General features: G+C 37.6%; 19 protein-coding genes and 1 tRNA gene. 6 read left to right on the top strand and 14 right to left on the bottom strand.

Annotated features, from left to right (window positions below; genetic code table 11):
- Positions 1-76: 76 nt before the first annotated feature.
- From CQA43_RS02820 to CQA43_RS02835, 4 genes are read left to right on the top strand one after another with little or no spacing between them, the layout of a single operon-like run.
- Complete coding sequence (locus CQA43_RS02820; RefSeq protein WP_115551099.1) at positions 77-388, top strand: 4Fe-4S binding protein; 312 nt, start codon at positions 77-79, stop codon at positions 386-388.
- A gap of 10 nt (positions 389-398) precedes the next feature.
- Positions 399-1,526 carry a 2-oxoglutarate synthase subunit alpha gene (locus tag CQA43_RS02825; RefSeq protein WP_115551100.1) on the top strand — a complete coding sequence of 376 codons (1,128 nt, stop codon included), beginning with the start codon at positions 399-401 and terminating at the stop codon, positions 1,524-1,526.
- A gap of 1 nt (position 1,527) precedes the next feature.
- The gene (locus tag CQA43_RS02830; RefSeq protein WP_115551101.1) at positions 1,528-2,361 is read left to right on the top strand and encodes a 2-oxoglutarate ferredoxin oxidoreductase subunit beta; all 834 of its coding nucleotides are present in this window, start codon (positions 1,528-1,530) and stop codon (positions 2,359-2,361) included.
- Positions 2,358-2,921: a 2-oxoacid:acceptor oxidoreductase family protein gene (locus tag CQA43_RS02835; RefSeq protein ID WP_115551102.1), complete on the top strand. Its 564-nt coding sequence runs from the start codon at positions 2,358-2,360 to the stop codon at positions 2,919-2,921. Before CQA43_RS02830 ends, CQA43_RS02835 begins: the two co-directional genes overlap by 4 nt.
- A 296-nt stretch (positions 2,922-3,217) precedes the next feature.
- On the opposite strand, the gene CQA43_RS02840 is transcribed toward CQA43_RS02835, so the two are convergent.
- The 13 genes from CQA43_RS02840 to CQA43_RS02900 form a co-directional block, all read right to left on the bottom strand.
- Entirely contained in the window at positions 3,218-3,955 is a 738-nt protein-coding gene (locus CQA43_RS02840; RefSeq protein ID WP_115551103.1) for an SIMPL domain-containing protein, read from the bottom strand.
- An 85-nt stretch (positions 3,956-4,040) separates the two neighbouring features.
- On the bottom strand, positions 4,041-4,394 hold the full coding sequence (gene rplT / locus CQA43_RS02845; protein WP_115551104.1) for a 50S ribosomal protein L20: 354 nt from the start codon (positions 4,392-4,394) through the stop codon (positions 4,041-4,043).
- 94 nt (positions 4,395-4,488) lie between these two features.
- Positions 4,489-4,683, bottom strand: coding sequence for a 50S ribosomal protein L35 (gene rpmI / locus CQA43_RS02850; protein WP_115551105.1), 195 nt, complete (start codon positions 4,681-4,683; stop codon positions 4,489-4,491).
- 24 nt (positions 4,684-4,707) lie between these two features.
- Positions 4,708-5,223: a translation initiation factor IF-3 gene (gene infC, locus CQA43_RS02855; RefSeq protein ID WP_115551106.1), complete on the bottom strand. Its 516-nt coding sequence runs from the start codon at positions 5,221-5,223 to the stop codon at positions 4,708-4,710.
- Positions 5,220-7,037 carry a threonine--tRNA ligase gene (thrS, locus tag CQA43_RS02860; RefSeq protein WP_115551107.1) on the bottom strand — a complete coding sequence of 606 codons (1,818 nt, stop codon included), beginning with the start codon at positions 7,035-7,037 and terminating at the stop codon, positions 5,220-5,222. Before thrS ends, infC begins: the two co-directional genes overlap by 4 nt.
- Positions 7,038-7,239: 202 nt before the next feature.
- On the bottom strand, positions 7,240-10,071 hold the full coding sequence (gene ccsA / locus CQA43_RS02865; RefSeq protein ID WP_115551108.1) for a cytochrome c biogenesis protein CcsA: 2,832 nt from the start codon (positions 10,069-10,071) through the stop codon (positions 7,240-7,242).
- Between the two features lie 159 nt (positions 10,072-10,230).
- A complete protein-coding gene (locus tag CQA43_RS02870; RefSeq protein WP_115551109.1) occupies positions 10,231-10,878 on the bottom strand; it encodes a ferritin family protein in 648 nt (215 codons plus the stop codon).
- Between the two features lie 269 nt (positions 10,879-11,147).
- Positions 11,148-11,831 carry an orotidine-5'-phosphate decarboxylase gene (gene pyrF, locus CQA43_RS02875; protein ID WP_115551110.1) on the bottom strand — a complete coding sequence of 228 codons (684 nt, stop codon included), beginning with the start codon at positions 11,829-11,831 and terminating at the stop codon, positions 11,148-11,150.
- Positions 11,831-12,583, bottom strand: coding sequence for a transcription antitermination factor NusB (gene nusB / locus CQA43_RS09965; RefSeq protein WP_115551111.1), 753 nt, complete (start codon positions 12,581-12,583; stop codon positions 11,831-11,833). The genes pyrF and nusB overlap by 1 nt, the downstream gene beginning before the upstream one ends.
- Complete coding sequence (ribH, locus tag CQA43_RS02885; protein WP_115551112.1) at positions 12,584-13,054, bottom strand: 6,7-dimethyl-8-ribityllumazine synthase; 471 nt, start codon at positions 13,052-13,054, stop codon at positions 12,584-12,586. It abuts the gene before it with no gap.
- Entirely contained in the window at positions 13,041-13,877 is an 837-nt protein-coding gene (kdsA, locus tag CQA43_RS02890) for a 3-deoxy-8-phosphooctulonate synthase (protein WP_115551113.1), read from the bottom strand. Before kdsA ends, ribH begins: the two co-directional genes overlap by 14 nt.
- A gap of 2 nt (positions 13,878-13,879) precedes the next feature.
- A complete protein-coding gene (locus tag CQA43_RS02895; protein ID WP_181881606.1) occupies positions 13,880-14,500 on the bottom strand; it encodes a carbonic anhydrase in 621 nt (206 codons plus the stop codon).
- Between the two features lie 106 nt (positions 14,501-14,606).
- Positions 14,607-15,380, bottom strand: a complete 774-nt coding sequence (locus CQA43_RS02900) for an OmpA/MotB family protein (protein WP_115551114.1) — start codon at positions 15,378-15,380, stop codon at positions 14,607-14,609.
- Positions 15,381-15,481: 101 nt separating this feature from the next.
- On the opposite strand from CQA43_RS02900, the gene CQA43_RS02905 reads away from it, so the two are divergent.
- On the top strand, positions 15,482-16,078 hold the full coding sequence (locus tag CQA43_RS02905; RefSeq protein WP_115551115.1) for a DedA family protein: 597 nt from the start codon (positions 15,482-15,484) through the stop codon (positions 16,076-16,078).
- Positions 16,079-16,315: 237 nt separating this feature from the next.
- On the opposite strand, the gene CQA43_RS02910 is transcribed toward CQA43_RS02905, so the two are convergent.
- Positions 16,316-17,350, bottom strand: coding sequence for a bifunctional 3,4-dihydroxy-2-butanone 4-phosphate synthase/GTP cyclohydrolase II (locus tag CQA43_RS02910; protein ID WP_115551116.1), 1,035 nt, complete (start codon positions 17,348-17,350; stop codon positions 16,316-16,318).
- 104 nt (positions 17,351-17,454) lie between these two features.
- On the opposite strand from CQA43_RS02910, the gene CQA43_RS02915 reads away from it, so the two are divergent.
- A tRNA-Gln gene (locus tag CQA43_RS02915) sits at positions 17,455-17,529 on the top strand.
- Positions 17,530-17,548: the final 19 nt, after the last annotated feature.

Raw genomic sequence — 17,548 nt, forward strand, 5'->3', positions numbered from 1 at the left:
GCAAGACTATAAAGACTTTTTACAAAAATGCAGAATGTAGGAAATAGGTTTAAATTTAGAAAATTAAGGAGTTAAAATGGGATTACTACAAGCCCCCAACAATACACCGGTTTGGGTTAATGAAAATCGTTGCAAGGCGTGTGATTTATGTGTGTCTGTTTGTCCAACAGGCACACTTGCTATGCGTTTAGATGAACACAGAGTTTTAGGCAAAATGGTAGAAGTACTTCACCCTGAAAGCTGTATTGGTTGTCAAGAATGCGAATTGCATTGTCCTGATTTTGCTATCGCAGTTGCAGATAGAAAAGAGTTTAAATTTGCAAAATTAACCGATGAAGCAAAACAAAGAGCCGAAGCGATTAAAGCAAATGGCTATATGGTTGTATAAGGAGTAAGAAGTGAGTAGAGAATTAATTTCAAGCGGAAATGAATTGGTTGCACACGCAGCGATTGACGCAGGCTGTAAGTTTTTTGGTGGTTATCCTATCACACCTTCTAGCGAAGTGGCTCACGAGATGAGCGTATTGCTTCCAAGAGAAAATGGAAGTTTTATTCAAATGGAAGATGAGATTGCTGGAATCTCTGTTGCTTTAGGTGCTTCTATGAGTGGGGTAAAGTCTATGACAGCAACTTCAGGACCGGGAATCTCCTTAAAAGCTGAACAAATTGGGCTTAGCTTTATGGCAGAAGTACCTTTGGTAATTGTCAATGTTATGCGCGGAGGACCATCTACAGGACTTCCAACACGGGTAGCACAAGGAGATGTCGCGCAAGCAGCACACCCAACACACGGAGATTACCAATCCATTGCTTTATGCCCTGGTAGCCTAGAAGAAGCCTATACAGAGACTTTTCGCGCGTTTAACTTAGCAGAAAAGTTTATGACACCCGTCTTTTTACTTTTAGATGAAACACTAGGACATATGCACGGCAAAGCAATTGTGCCTGATTTGAATGAAATGCAAGAAAAAATAATCAATCGTCGTGTTTATAGTGGAGATAAAAACTCCTATAAACCTTACGATGTGCCTCAAGATGAACCTGCGATTCTTAATCCTTTCTTCAAAGGTTATCGCTACCATATTACAGGACTTCATCACGGACCAACAGGCTTCCCCACAGAAGATGCTGTGCTTTCACAACAATTAATTGATAGGCTTTTCAACAAAATTTTAAGCAAAAAGCAAGAAATTGTAACTTATGAAGAATATAAGCTAGAAGATGCTGAGATTCTTTTAATTGCTTATGGTTCTACTTCAAGAAGTGCAAAAGAAGCTGTGGATAGATTACGAAATGAAGGGAAAAAAGTCGGATTGTTTAGACCTATCACACTTTGGCCTTCCCCTAGTGAAGAGCTTGCAAAACTAGGCAAAAAATTTAACAAGATTCTAGTAGCAGAACTCAATAAAGGACAATATGTCAAAGAAGTGGAACTTGCAATGAAAAAAGAAGTTGCGTTACTTGCAAAAGCAAATGGACGCCCGCTATCCCCAATGGAAATTATGAGCAAAATTAAGGAGTTATAAAATGGCATTTAATTATGATGAATACTTAAGAGTGGATAAAATGCCAACACTTTGGTGTTGGGGTTGCGGTGATGGCGTAATCTTAAAATCAATTGTTCGTGCGATTGATAAATTAGGCTGGAATATGGACGATGTCTGCTTGGTTAGCGGAATCGGTTGTAGCGGACGCGTTTCCTCTTATGTAAATTGCAATACCGTGCATACAACACATGGTAGAACACTTGCGTATGCCACAGGTATTAAACTAGCAAATCCTACCAAAAAGGTGATTGTTGTGGGTGGAGATGGTGATGGTTTAGCAATCGGTGGAAATCACACAATCCACGCTTGCAGAAGAAATATTGATATTAATTATGTCTTAATCAATAACTTTATTTATGGTTTGACAAATTCTCAAACTTCGCCCACTACTCCCAAAGGAATGTGGACTGTAACCGCGCAATATGGCAATGTAGATCCAGAATTTGACCCGTGCAAACTTGCTATTGCAGCAGGCGCAAGCTTCGTCGCAAGAGAATCTGTGCTAGACCCCAAAAAGCTAGAGAAAGCTTTGGTAGAGGGATTCTCCAATGAGGGCTTCAGTTTCTTTGATATTTTTAGCAACTGCCATGTCAATCTTGGTAGAAAAAATAAAATGGGAGAAGCAATTGACACCCTTAAATGGATTGAAAGCCGTATCATTTCTAAGAAAAAATATGAAGAATTAAGCGAAGAGGAAAGAATCGGAAAATATCCAACAGGAATCTTACACCACGATACAAACAAATTGGAATACTGCAAGGCTTATCAACAAGTACAAGAGAAAGCACAAGCAAAAAAAGGAGGTGCAAAATGAGAAGACAACTCCGCTTTACAGGTGTTGGAGGACAAGGTGTTTTACTAGCAGGTGAAATCCTCGCAGAAGCACAAATTAAAACTGGTGGCTATGGTGTCAAAGCCGCAACTTATACTTCTCAAGTGCGTGGAGGACCAACAAAAGTTGATATTTTGCTAGACGAGGATGAGATTCTTTATCCTTATGCAAATGATGGGGAAGTAGAATATATGCTTTCCACAGCACAGGTAAGCTATGACCAATTCAAAGGTGGCTTAAAAGAGGGCGCGATTATTGTAGTAGAGCCAAATTTAGTAACTCCAAATGCAGAGGATAAGAAGAAATTTAAAATCTATCCGATTCCAATTATTACCATTGCCAAAAATGAAGTAGGCAATGTCGTAACACAATCTGTTGTGGCACTAGCAGTAACCGTAACACTAACGCAATGTGTGGATAGAAATTTAGTTTATGACACAATGATTAGCAAAGTTCCTGCAAAAGTCGTAGAACTCAATAAAAAAGCCTTTGAGCTTGGCGAAAAATACGCTAAAGACGCTTTAACAAAAGGTTCTTTATAATTTCCTGCCCCTTAGGGTTGGGGATTACTCCCCACTTTTTTAATATAAATTTGTCCTTGTCAAGGCGTGCATTCTATCCTCACAAAAAAATTCAAGAAATCGCAATGTATTTTTGTTTCGTTCTCACGAGATTCCACTTGTGGTATCGTGGAAATCCATATTGGTGTGTGTCCTTGCAAGACTTGATTTATCAAGAGTTGTCGCAATCTATAATTTTGCATAAATAAATTTTATTATGAAATCCATAAAGATTTAAAGATAAGATGCTTTCCTTTGTAAGGATGAGATTATTTAAACTAACGACAGCTAAAGACGACATTCCCTCGCGCCATCTTTTGTGTAGGCTTAGCAGTTGGTAGATTCACACTTTCTAGTGATTTTGCCTCATCTCTTGCAGCATTTAAAGAAGCTTTTAACATTGTTGGCATTGCACGCTCTTGCACTATCGGACTTAAATTAATCTCCTTAACACTGCATTTTTGCTTAGAAAATTTGGAATATTCTTTAGCTTTTTGCATAGCAAGCTCTAATAACTCCATATTCAACTGCTCATCTATCTCCGCAAGCTTTTTTTCATCTACGACTTTTTCAATACTTGGCAAAGCAAACAACAAATAGGGATTCTTTCTTGCTTCCTCTTCAATTTTTTGAATGATTTGGTCATAAGATTTCTTTTGCTCTTTTGTAAATTCACAATTCAAACTATAATGTGTTTCAAACCCATTCTGCATTCTTGTGCCGTTTTTGTATGCGTAAATTGGCTCAATATTGAAACTTCCACCCTTACAAATACTATTCTCTCCCAAAAAAGCATTTAAGGTATTATAGGTTTTGATGATGATATTTTTATCTTCCATACTCAAACTTTTAAGTTTCCGCAAAGATTCGCTTTCTCTAATGTTTATAAAACTGATATATTTCGCCGCTTCCACTTCTATGCTGACACTTAAATCCTGCTTAATCAACATCTCTGCCCACGCATTTATACTTAAACCAGACCAAAATATACCAACAAAAACCAACTTCTTTAGCATTAAAAAACCCTTTGAAATTAATATTTTTTATTAATTTAAAAAGATTTGAATTTAGGGATTCTATTTTTAAGAATCCCTAACGGCTTTAGAGTGCTTTTTTAGCACTTTCAACGATTTTTGCAAATGCAACAGGCTCATTCATTGCAATATCTGCCAAAATTTTCCTATCTAGTGTGATTCCAGCTTTTTTTAATCCAAACATAAATTTTGAATAACTAATCGCATTGATTCTGCAAGCTGCATTGATTCTCACAATCCAAAGCTTTCTGAAGTCTCTTTTCTTTTGCTTTCTATCACGGAATGCATAACATAAACTACGTTCTAACTGCTCTTTGGCTTTTCTAAAGTGCTTATGCCTTGCACTATAAAATCCACGCGCTAATTTTAAAACTTTTTTGTGGCGACGTCTTCGCACAACTCCTGTTTTAACTCTTGCCATTTTTATCCTTTACCATATTGTGGTGCGGTATTATCTACCAAACTTGCCCAAAAATTGGGGAATGACATACTTTTATGTATGAAACTTCTTTAACCTATGCCATACAAAGCAGTTTTTTAACTTGCTCAATATTGGCATCATGAACATATTTAGGTGCATTCAAACTTGCAATCTTTCTTGGACGCTTTTTGGTCAAAATATGACTTTTAAAAGCAGAACCGCGTTTAATAAGATTCTTTTTGAGTTTGAATCTCTTAGCTGCACCACGATTTGTTTTCATCTTTGGCATTGCTTTCTCCTTTCATAAGATAAATTATTTTTTGGGTGTTACAAGCATATTGACATAACGACCTTCCACCTTGTAGTCTTTGTCAATATTTGCAACTTCTTCAAGCATTGAAGCAACTCTATTTAGCACTTCAAAACCTGCTTGAGGCTCGCTTACTTCGCGCCCACGTAAAAATACGCGGAATCGCACATGCTTATTTTCTTCTAAAAATTCCTTTGCGTGTTTTACCTTATAATTAATATCATTGCTCGCAATCTTTACAGAGAGCTTGATTTCTTTAATTTCAATTTGTTTTTGTTTTTTCTTGGCTTCTTTCTGCTTTTTCTCTTGTTGATAACGAAATTTTCCATAATCCATTATTTTACATACTGGTGGTTTTGCATCTGGTGCGATTAAAACCAAATCCAAACCTTTGCTATCAGCAATCCTTAAAGCTTCTTCAGAGCTAATCAATCCATATTGCTCACCATCGTCTCCTACACAGCGGATTTGTGGAAAATCTATTTCCTCATTGAGGACTATTTCATCATTCTTACTCAAAAGCTAACCTCACGCATTTTCTCCTTATTAAATTGAATAAAATCATCAAAACTTACATCTGATTGTTCTTTGGTGCGACGATTGCGCACTGCTACTTTTCTTTCCTCCATTTCTTTAGCACCTAAAACCGCAATGATTGGCACTCTTTGCTTTTCTGCATTACGGATTCTTTTATTAAGCGTTTCGCTTTTTTCTTCAATTTCTGCATAAACACCAACTTTTAAAAGTGCATTGTGCAATTCTTTTGCATAAGCATTTTGTGCTTCATTGATTGGAATAATAATCACTTGGGTTGGCGCAACAAAAAATGGAAATTCTCCTCCAAAATGCTCTGTTAAAATCGCTACAAATCGTTCAAAACTTCCTAAAATTGCACGATGAATCATCACGGGCTGCTGTGCTGTGTTGTTCTCATCTGTGTAAGTTAAATCAAATCTCTCTGGCAAATTCATATCAATTTGCACAGTGCCACACTGCCACTTTCGCCCAATTGCATCGGTGATTTTAATATCAATTTTGGGACCATAAAATGCCCCGCCCCCCTCGTCAATCTTGTAAGAGATTCCACAGCGGTTTAACGCACCCTTTAATGCTTCTGTTGCTTGTTCCCATACTGCATCACTGCCGATGGATTTCTCTGGCTTAGTAGAAATCTCCATTTCATAGCTAAACCCAAAGGCATTCATAATTTTTTGCGTGAAATCAATGATATTTTCTACTTCACTTGCAATTTGGCTTGGGCGACAGAAAATATGCGCGTCATCTTGAGTAAATTCACGCACACGCAACAATCCGTGCAAGACTCCACTTTTCTCGTGGCGATGTACCACGCCATATTCATAGAATCGCAAAGGCAATTCGCGATAACTACGTAATGCGCTTTGATAGACTTTGATATGCCCAACGCAATTCATAGGCTTGATACCATATTCCACCTCATCAATCGTCGTGAAATACATATTTTCACCATAATTTGCATAATGCCCGCTTGTTTTCCATACTGCACTTTTTAGAATCTCTGGACCGCGCACAGGCTCATATCCCCGCTCAATGAGTGCTTGTGTCAAGAGATTTTCAAGATTGCGCCTAAGCCTAGCTCCCTTGGGCAACCAAATGGGTAATCCCGCTCCGATTTCCTCATCAAAGGTGAAAAGCTCCATTTCCATACCAACTTTTCTATGGTCGCGTTTTTTGGCTTCTTCTAATTGTCTTAAATACTGACTTAAAGATTCTTTGTTTGCAAAAGCAATCCCATAGATTCTTGTTAGCATTTCAGCCTTTTCGTCTCCTCCAAGATAAGCACCAGCAATTTTTGTAAGCTTAAAGGCATTCAGTAATTTTAAAGTTGGCAAATGCGGACCGCGACACAAATCCTCAAAATCTCCTTGAGAATAAATACTCAAAGTCCCATCTCCTAGAGGAATCTTACGAATGACAGCTTGTTTTAAATCATCGTTTTGAAATTTTATGATTGCTTCTTCTCGTTTTAAATGGTATTTTATAATTTTCTCGCCCTTTTTAGCAATTTCTTTCATCTTAGATTCTATTGCAACCAAATCTTCCTCACTGATTTTTTGGTGTATGCGAAAATCATAATAGAATCCCTCTTCTACCACAGGACCAACGAAAAATTGTGCTTCAGGATAAAGTGTTTTAATGGCTTCTGCCATTAAATGCGCACAAGTATGGCGCATAATAGCAAGCGATTCTTCGGAATTATCAAAATAAATCGGCTCACCTTTTAAGCCCAATTCCTCCGCACTTTGTGTATCATAGATTGCGTTATTTGCTTTGATACCAATGATTACAGACATAAAATCTTGCCCTTTAAAATTAAAAAATAAGTATAGATTATAGCAAAAAAATAGACAACTAACGCTTAAAAGATTTTGAGAATTATAAATATTGTTTAATTTTAGATTCTACCACCCCTCCAATGCTTGCAATGTGCGCACTGCTACTGCGTGGTTGGATTCGGCATTGCAAAAATTTAATTCCTAGAGATCCCTATCGCATTCAAGAAAGTTTTGGCGATGGTAAATCCCCTTTACGCGCAGCCAAGATGATAAGCAGAATCGTAAAGCCAACAAAATAATACAAAAAGACGGGAATTGGCAAAGGGTCTCCTGCCGCGTAAGAATGCAACCCAGAGAGGTAAAAATTCACTCCAAAATAAGTCATCAAAATGGAATAAAATGCAATCACACTAAGCGAAGCAAAGACATAAGGATTATCTCCTTTTGGCATAAAACGTGCGTGTAAGACAACAATATAAACGACAATAGAAATCAAAGCCCAAGTCTCTTTTGGGTCCCAGCCCCAATATCTCCCCCAAGACTCATTTGCCCAAACACCACCTAAAAAGTTTCCAATCGTAAGCATTGCAAGCCCTAGAATCATCGCCATTTCATTAATCGTATGTAAAGTCAGAATCGTGCGGTCTAATTCAGGATATTTCGCACTCCTAAAAATAAACAAAAACAAGGTAAGCACACCGAGCATAAAACAAAGCCCCAAAAATCCATAACTTGCGGTAATAATAGAAACATGAATATTAAGCCAATAGGATTTTAACACAGGAACTAAATTGCCAATTTGTGGGTCCATAAATCCCAAATGCGCTACAAAAAGAGAAATTCCAGCCAAAAAACTCGCCATACTTTGCGCCAAATAACTTTTCTTAAAAAACACAACACCGGCAATTCCCGAAGCAAACGCAATGTATATCATAGATTCATACGCATTGCTCCACGGCGCGTGTCCTCCCACATACCAGCGCACACCAAGTGCCGTTGCGTGCAATAATACCAAAAGTGAAATCGCCCAATAAAGCACACGACTTGCCAAAACATCTGCTTTTTTATGCCGGAAAATCTGCACAAGCACCACAGCAAAAAGCAAAATTCCACAAACCAAATAAAGCGGCATAAGGTTTTTAAAAAGATTATAGTGATTCAAAAAGATTTCCAAATCAATTTGCGTTTGTGGCGGAATCAAATTTGCACCAAATTTTTGCTGAATCTTCTCTAGTGCATCAAGTGCCAAATCTGCATTTTCCCATTTATTCTCCACTAAACCATAATGGAAACTATTAAAATACGCTCCAAAAAGCTTTTGAAGCTGACTTGCGCTCTCTTTATCAAAACTAGCAATCGCATCACTTGGAGCAAACCACTTGTCTCCCTCACCGCTAAAACTCGGCAAAATGCGTAAAGCTTGTGCAGTATAAATCAGATAAGCAACATTTACACGCTCATCAACATTTATCACATCTTTATCAAACTTATCTCGCATAGCAGGCTTTTTGCGATTCGCTTCTTCTAAATAATTACCAAGTTTATAAGTTCCTCCTACAAATAAATCCTCAAAAGCAATGTATTTTTCTTCTTGGCTTACTCCAATAACTTCTTTAAGCTTTGGAGTGGAAAGTGCAAGCATTTTAACTTTTTTAAACTCATTGGGATAAACCATCATTCCTAAGAATAATTCCATATTATTAAGCCCTAAAAAGCCATCTTTTTTCGTCATTTTATGCACATATTCCATTGCCAAAGTATCCACAGGCTTCATACGTCCGCCAAAATCTTGCACAAGCAATTTCCCAAATCGCTCGGAGTGCTCTTTGCTTTTTTCTTTTAGATTTTTAATCAAATCCAAAATGCTTTCATTGGTGATAGGTGGAATCTCTAATTCTCCTTGCATATGTGGATTTTGAGATTCTATATTTTGCGTCATTTGTTCTGTATCGTTGATATTTTCCCCACTTGCATACAAAGGCATACTCATACTTAACCCCGCAGCAAAGACAATCGCTAAATTTTGGGATTTTAAATAATTGCTCAAGCGCACAAATCTCCCATTTTTTGCAAAAAATTCCCACAAAAGCCCGATAACCAACATCGTATAACCAATATAAGTTGGAATTTTCCCCGGGTCGCGATTAACTGATAAAATCGTGCCTTGCTCGTCTAAATCATACGAGGATTGGAAAAAGCGGAATCCTCCATAATCCAAAACATTATTCATAAAGATTTTATAGGGCTTTTCTACATTGTTTTTTGAGTCAATCACTACAACCTCTGAAGCATACGAAGAGGGACTCATAGAGCCAGCATAGCGGTCAAGTTGAAAATCTTTTAGTTCTATAAAAAAAGGTAATGCCACCACTCTGCTACCCCAATCAAGCGCAAACCTTGTTTCTCCAAGCACAAAAGGAGCAATATTTTCTCCCTTTGTATTTTTGATAATTTCTATTTCTTGACTTTCTCCCTTAAAACTCACCTTGACTTTTAATCTATCAGAATCCATTTTGTCTTTGGCAGGGAGATAATCCAAATACTGCACAGACAAATTATCCCCCTCAAAAGGCAAGGTTTGATGAAATTTCTTTTGCACTAAAGGCGTGATTGTAGTTGGGAAAAAAGCGCGATAGAATTTGTCCTCTATCTTTGCTAAAATCGTAATAAAATCCTCTTGAGATTCTATGGTATTGCTTCTTTCGCTCTCTCGTATATGCATTACACCTTCAAACCCATAATAACGCGTCATTGCCGCACCAATAAAAATAATAATCAAAGAGCTATGAAACAAAAAGGAAGCGTATTTTTTCCTTTGCCATACGCGCGAGAAAATCAAAATACCTATCAGATTCAACACTAGCAACAAATGCAACAAATCAAACCAAGCAGTATTATAAATCAATGCTTTCGCGCTTGGTGTGCCAAAGTCATTTTCTACAAATGTTGCCACTGCACAGGCACTTCCATAAGTGATAAGCAAAACAAATGTAACAAAAAAACTACAAAATCCTCTCATTATACCATTTACAAACATTTGCATTTGGTTCATATTTTTCCCTAAATTCAAAATAAAAACGTTATTTTACCGAAAGGTTTTTTAGGATTCATTAACAAATGGCAAATGAATTAAAAATTAAATATGAAATTAATGAAGAAAAGAGTGAAAAGCCATAGAGCCTAGAGTTTTGGCTCTATGATAAAACAAAAATTAACCTAAAAATTCGCGCTTGAAATATTCGCGTGAAGCCTTACAAAGCGGGCAAGCCCCGGGAGCTTTTTTACCTCTATGAATATGTCCGCAGATTTCACAAACCCAAACTTCCTCATTGCTACTTTCAAAGAATCCCTCCTCATCTAGCATTTTTTTGAGTTCTAAATATTCTCTTTCGTGCTCCACTTCTACCTTACCAATAGCTGTAAAGAGTCGTGCAATGTCTTTTTTACCCTCTTCTTCGGCGATTTTAGCGAAGTTTGGATACATAATCGTATGTTCATAATTTTCGCCCTCTGCGGCTGTAATAAGATTTTTAGTTGTAATATCCAACTCTTTGCCATCTACAATTTTATGATATGCTTTAAACTCTGCTCTTGCGTGCCATTTTTCATTTTCTGCCGCCTCTCTGAAATGTTTTGCTACTGCGTGCCAGCCTTCCTCTTGTGCTACATCGGCAAACAAATCGTATTTGTTACGCGCCATAGATTCTCCTGCAAAAGCTTTCATAAGATTAACTGCTGTTAAATCTGTGGTGATACAGGTCATTTCTGCTCCACAACAACTAAGTGTTCCGCTACCCACATTTTGCACTTCCACTTCATTGCCACATTTTTGACATTTATAAGTTTCATATTGCCTCATCAACAAATCCTTTAATGAAATTTAGGCTAAAATTATAGCATATTTTTTTTAATTAATAAACTTTATCCATTAATTTATTTATTCTCACATAATATTTAAAAGGTTTTTCTTGGAATCTTTTTCTTTGCTTTTCTGATTCTATAGGCTAGAGCAAACTTGAAACCAAATTGTTTATAAATCTTACTGCCTATGCTCATAGGGATTCCTTTTATAAAGAACCAAAGAAAGCAAAAGACAAAATCTTAAGGATTTGGAATTTGAAAGGAAAATTACATTTCTTTCAAAATTTGCTCTACTACTGCTTTTGGATTTTGTGCTTTATAAATTGGGCGTCCCACGACAATAAAATCGCTTCGTGCGGTTTTTGCATCTTCTAAGGTTGCCACGCGTTTTTGGTCGCCACTATTCTCACCAAAGGGACGAATTGCAGGCGTAAGCGTCAAAAAATCCGCGCCCACTTGCTCTTTGATGGTTTGGGATTCCGCACAAGAGCATACGACACCATTTAAGCCACATTCTTTTGCGGTTTTCGCAAACTCTAGCACTTGGGTTTCCAATCCCGTATGGTAGATTTCAAAGAATCCCTTTTCATCAAAACTTGTAAGCGCAGTTACTGCCATTACTAGCGGAGGATTTGGGACTGCCTTTAGCCTTTGCATAACCTCACGCATAGCTTCTTGACCACTGCTTGCGTGGATAGTTATCATACTGACTTTTAGCTTTGCAATCTCCTCTATGCTATCGCCCATTGTATTGGGAATATCATAAAGCTTCAAATCCAAAAAAATGCGAAAAAGCGGGTTTATGGCTTTGATTTGCTCCAAAAACAAAGCACCATCACGTATGAAGCTACGCAAGCCGACTTTAACCCACAAATCCTTGTCTTTTAGCAATTCTAATAATGCCAAATTCTCCCCTGCACTAGGCAAATCTAGGGCAACACAAAGTTTCATTATTTATCCTTTGGTGTAAGATTTTTAAAATTTTTTTGGATTTTTTCTCCCGATTTCCCGCCTCGCTTTGTTTGGGCAGCTGCTAAATCTTTTGTTTTGCTTGATTTAGAATCCCTAGATTCCGACTTTTTATCTTTGAAATGATGAGATTTTTTTGATTTTGCCTTAGTAGCTCTTGATGATTTTGTGTTTTTGAGGGTATTCACTTTAGATTTTCCAAAAACTTTTCGGGGTTTTTGAATTGTTTTTTGTAAAGATTCTTTTGAAGTTTCATTTGCTTTTTGTCGCGCTTTTTCTTCCTCTTTAGAGATTTTTTGTTGTTCTAAAATTACTTGAATTTCCTTTAGTGAGAGTTTATAATTTTTAGCGATTCCATCTAACACGCCATTAATAAATTTAACCGATAATTCATAGCTAAAATTTTTGGCAATCTCTAATGCCTCATTAATCACAACCGCTTTATCTACCTTGCTAAAAACAATCTCATATGCTCCTAGACGCAAAATTGCGCGTTCTATATTGCCAATGCGCTCAAAATCCCAATCCTTTAGCTGATGTGTAATGCGCAAGTCTAAGGATTCCAAATTTGCAATTACGCCAGAAAACAATTCTTGCGCAAAATTTTTTTGTGCATTTTTTATTTTGTGCTCCTCTAAGATTTCTTCTACAAACTTAGAGATTCCCTCATTCCCGCTATCATAAGCATACAAAAGCTGCACAACGACTTCACGCACTTGGCTTCTTGTTGCCATTTATGCTCCAATCTTACGATAAAGATTAATGAGTTCAATCAAACCTGCCATAGATTCAAAACCTTTGTTGCCTGCTTTTGTGCCTGCGCGCTCAATGGCTTGTTCAATAGAGTCAGTTGTGAGCACACCAAAGGTTACCGCTGCACCATAACGAATCGTAACATTTGCGATTCCTTTTGTCGCTTCTGCGCTCACATAATCAAAATGCGGTGTCGCACCACGTATAATTGCGCCCAAGCAGCAAACGCCATCATAATCTCCTTGTGCAAGGACTTTTTCTAGCGCAAAAGGAATCTCAAAAGCTCCCGGCACTAAAATATGTGTGAGATTTTCCTCTCTGCCTCCGTGACGCAAAAAGCAATCCTTTGCTCCCTCTACCAATCTGTCTGTAATCAGATGATTAAAACGACTAGAAATAATTGCGATTTTCTCATCGCCTAGAAGCGACAAATTTCCCTCAATGATTTGCATAATTTTCCTTTGTAATAAGATGTTGAATTTCTAAAATCTGCTCTACTAATTCTAAAAGTATCTTGGGAGTGAGCATATTTGGACCATCACTTAGCGCAATTTTTGGATTAATATGCGTTTCGGCGAACAATCCATCTATTCCCACAGCTGCCGCAGCACGCGCAAGTAGAGGAGCATAACGACTATCTCCCCCACTTTTTCCATTTAAACCACCGGGCATTTGCACCGCGTGTGTTGCATCAAAAATCACAGGAGCAAACTCACGCATAATCGCTAGAGAGCGCATATCCACAACTAAATTTCCATAGCCAAAACTGCTTCCGCGTTCTGTCAAACAGACTTTATATTTCAAAGAATTTTCAAGATTCGCTTCCTCTACCGCTTCGTTTTGCACCTTTGCACGAATCTTAAGAGCCTTAAGCACAGAATATTTCATATCACTAGGATTCATAAACTGCCCTTTTTTAATATTCACGATTGCATTTGTTTGTGCCGCAGCAACAATCAAATCTGTCTGCCGACACAAAAAGGCTGGAATTTGCAGAATATCTACAACTTTTGCCGTGGGTGCTACTTGGGCAGTCTCATGAATATCTGTTAGCAACCGATAACCAAACTTTGCCTTGATTTTTGCTAGCGATTCTAAACCTTTTTCAAGTCCGGGTCCGCGATAAGATTCCAAACTTGTTCTATTTGCTTTGTCAAAACTTGCCTTGAAATAGAAATCAACTTTTTTATTTTGCGAAAGTGGCTTAAGCGATTCTGCAATCTCCTCTAATATCTCATCATTCTCTATGACACAAGGTCCTGCAATAATAATCATTTCTATCCTTTCAGTAAATTAAATTCGTGTCGTTTAAAGTCGTAATTATACACCTCCCCACTCTCTATAATGTAATGCCAACCATAAAGATTTAAGGTGCGCGCAAGATATTTTTCTTTCACTTTTGGATAAGTAAAGAGATTCACAATCTGCCGCTCAATATTGATTTGCTCCGTCAAAAAGCTACGCATAGCCTTTGTTTTTGGGTTAAGCGAAAGCACTTGTTTTTTTACAGGCTCAATTAGTTTTAACCAATTTTTAACATTGGGCATATTGAAAAAATGCTCCTCCTCATAGAGTGCCGCGCAACCTCCACAATGCGAATGCCCGCAAATAATGATATTTTCTACTTTTAATTCCTCTAACGCATATTCAATTGCGGAAGTTGTCGCTAGATATTCCTCTGCTTCACGATAAGGAGGAACAATATTCGCAATATTGCGCACGACAAAAAGCTCACCGGGCAAGGTATTTGTAATCAAATTTGGCACGACACGAGAATCCGCGCAACCTACAAAAAGCGTGTGAGGATTCTGCCCTTCTTTGAGATTCTCAAACAATTCTTTATAGGTTAAAAAATTTTCTTCTTTAAACTTAATGACTCCCTCAAACAGCAAATCAATTGTATTAGGTGCATTAGAGATAGGTTTGGAATCTGCATTTTCGGGCGTTGCAGTTTCTCGTCCTGTCGGATTCTTTTTAGACATCATTTATCCTTAATCAAATGGCTTAAGGGGCAACTTTGGTAAGACTTTCCATTGCGGCAGATAAATCTTCACCCACACTATACACATACAAATCTACGCGTCTATTTTTGGCACGCAAGGAGGGGATTTCATTATTGGCAATCGGAGAAAATTCTCCCTCGCCTCCACCCAATACACGCGTTTTTGCCACACCCTGCATAAGAATAAGGTCTGCAACATTCACACCGCGTGCAATAGATAATTCTAAATTATCCTCAAAAACGGAATCCTCTTGCACAGGAATGTTATCAGTATGTCCTATGGCTTTAATCAACACAGCATTAGGAAGTTTAGCAAACTCCATTGAAAGCCGTTTAACGAGTGCAATTCCACTTGAATTTGTCAAAACCGCACTCCCACTCTCAAAAAGTAATTCATCTGGGATTCTAATAATAACACCTTTTTCTGCTTCCTCTAATTCTACAGAAGGTCCATTAGAGATGCGATTGACTTCGTTGTAATCTGTAATGAGGCTTGCAAAAATATTTACCACATTGTCCATCTCTACTTCTGTTTCCATAGGTGTGGCTTTTATTGGCGCAGGAGGGTTGATTTGTGTTTGTGAGCCTTTCTCAAGTACCGCCAAAGAGCCTTCCAAAGAGCCAATGGCTAATGCGATTCTTTGCGTATCAAAAGTTGCCATTGAAAGCAACAAAATAAAAAAAGTTAGAATCAAAGTAACCATATCCCCATAAGTCCCAAGCCATAATGGAACACCTTGAGGACAATCGCAAGCGGGGCATTTATTTTTTGCCAAATTTTTCCCTTTTTAAGATTCTAATATTTTAGTTAAATTTCTAGATTATAGCTTTATTTTAGTTATAATCTTATTTAATTTTTAAATTTTGTGAGGAAATTTTGCAATCTCTTGTTGATTTTTTAGTAGTATCTATCCATACTTTTGGATATTTTGGAATCTTTTTTTTAATGTTTTTAGAAAGCAGTTTTATTCCCTTCCCAAGTGAAGTCGTGATGATACCCGCAGGATATTTGGCTCATTTGGGGCAGATGAATCTCTTTATCGCGATTCTTTGCGGTGTCTTAGGCTCACTCGCAGGCGCATTACTCAACTATTACTTGGCACTTTTTTTGGGGCGTGAGATTCTAATCAAATTTGGCAAATATGTATTTTTTGATGAAAAAACAATGATAAAAATGGAAAATTTCTTTGCCAAACACGGGCATATTTCTACCTTTAGCGGGCGTTTGATTCCTGTTGTGAGGCAATATATTTCACTTCCTGCAGGCTTAGGTAGAATGCCACTAGCTCTTTTTTGTCTTTATACTTCCTTGGGTGCTGGAATCTGGGTTAGCATTCTAACCACGCTTGGTTATTTTTTGGGACAAAATGAAGCACTTTTGAAAGAATATCTGCATTGGATTACCTTTGGACTTGCCCTCTTTGTCCTGTTTAGCGTTGGCTTGTATGTTGCTTTGCAACTTCGCAAGAAATAACACTACTGCATCATTGCGGTTTCTACCTCGTTCTTGCGAGGGCTTTGCCTGAAGTAATTCATAATTTTGCACAGAGTAAATTCTCAAAGGCGAGATTCTTTCATTTGGATTGCTTTGCTCTCACTTTGTTCGTTCCTTGCAATGATGCAGTGGGGAAATTGCCCTCATAAACTTTTGCGTATTATTGCTCACTTTGGCTCAAATCTTCTCTTGCGCACTTTAGGCTTTAGAGAGTTATTACACCTCTACTCTCTCCAAGATTCTAAGGTTAAATCCGCTTAATGCACAATATTCGGATTCATCTACTTGTGAGACACTTAAGAGCCTAAAATCCCGAATCTCTAGTGATTTTAAAATCTGCGCCCCAATTCCTAATCCCTTGATATCCTTACCATCACAAGTTTTCAAAAAAACCAAATATCCTCCCTCTTGTTTTAATTGCTCAATTGCTTGAATTAATCCATTAAATGTATTTTCATTCTCTAAAAGCTCCAAATCCTCTTTAACAATGTGGAATTTCACAAGAGGAGTTTGCGACTTGCCAAACACAAAGGCTGTATGGATTCTGCTCAAATGGTCTTGAAATTGGATTTTCTCCACTTCTGCACCCAAAAACTTACCCTTTCCACGATAGATTGGCTTAATGAGCTGCTCAAACTGCAAGCGATACTCAATCAAATCCGAAACATAAAGAATCTTTAAGCGGTGTTTTTGTGCAAATTCACTCAAAAATTTATCCCCTCTTCTTGCCATTAGCCCATCTTCTCGCATAATTTCACAAATCACACTCACAGGTTTAAGCCCTGCAAGCTGGCAAATATCAATGCTCGCCTCTGTATGTCCTGTGCGCTCTAGCACACCTCCCTCTTTGGCAATCAATGGAAAAATATGTCCGGGTCGCACAAAATCTTCAGGTTTTGTGTTAGATTTACACATTAGGCTAATCGTTAAATCTCGCTCATACGCAGAGATTCCTGTTTTAGCTTCTTTGGCGTCAATAGAAACCGTGAAAGCTGTTTCGTGATTGGAACTATTTTGAATAACCATTGGGGGCAAATCAAGTTTATTTGCAATCTCTTTGGTAATAGAAACACAAATCAACCCGCGTGCCTCTTGTGCCATAAAATTGATTTTTTCGGGTGTGCTAAAAATTCCAGCCATTACCAAATCGCCCTCATTTTCTCTATCCTCATCGTCCATAATAATAACCATTTCTCCATTTTTAATCGCCTTAATCGCCTCTTCCACGCGCAAAAATGCTTCATTTTGCATTTCTTAACCTTTTGTATTTTTTCTAAAGTATATCACAAACTTATCAAAAAGATATTTAATATATTGACAAATAAAAACAATAAAGATATAATTTCGCTTTTTATTGGGGTATCGCCAAGCGGTAAGGCAGTTGGTTTTGGTCCAACCATTCCGAGGTTCGAATCCTTGTACCCCAGCCACTTATTCTCAAATTTCATA

The organism is Helicobacter ganmani (genome assembly GCF_003364315.1).
GTDB lineage: Bacteria > Campylobacterota > Campylobacteria > Campylobacterales > Helicobacteraceae > Helicobacter_D > Helicobacter_D ganmani.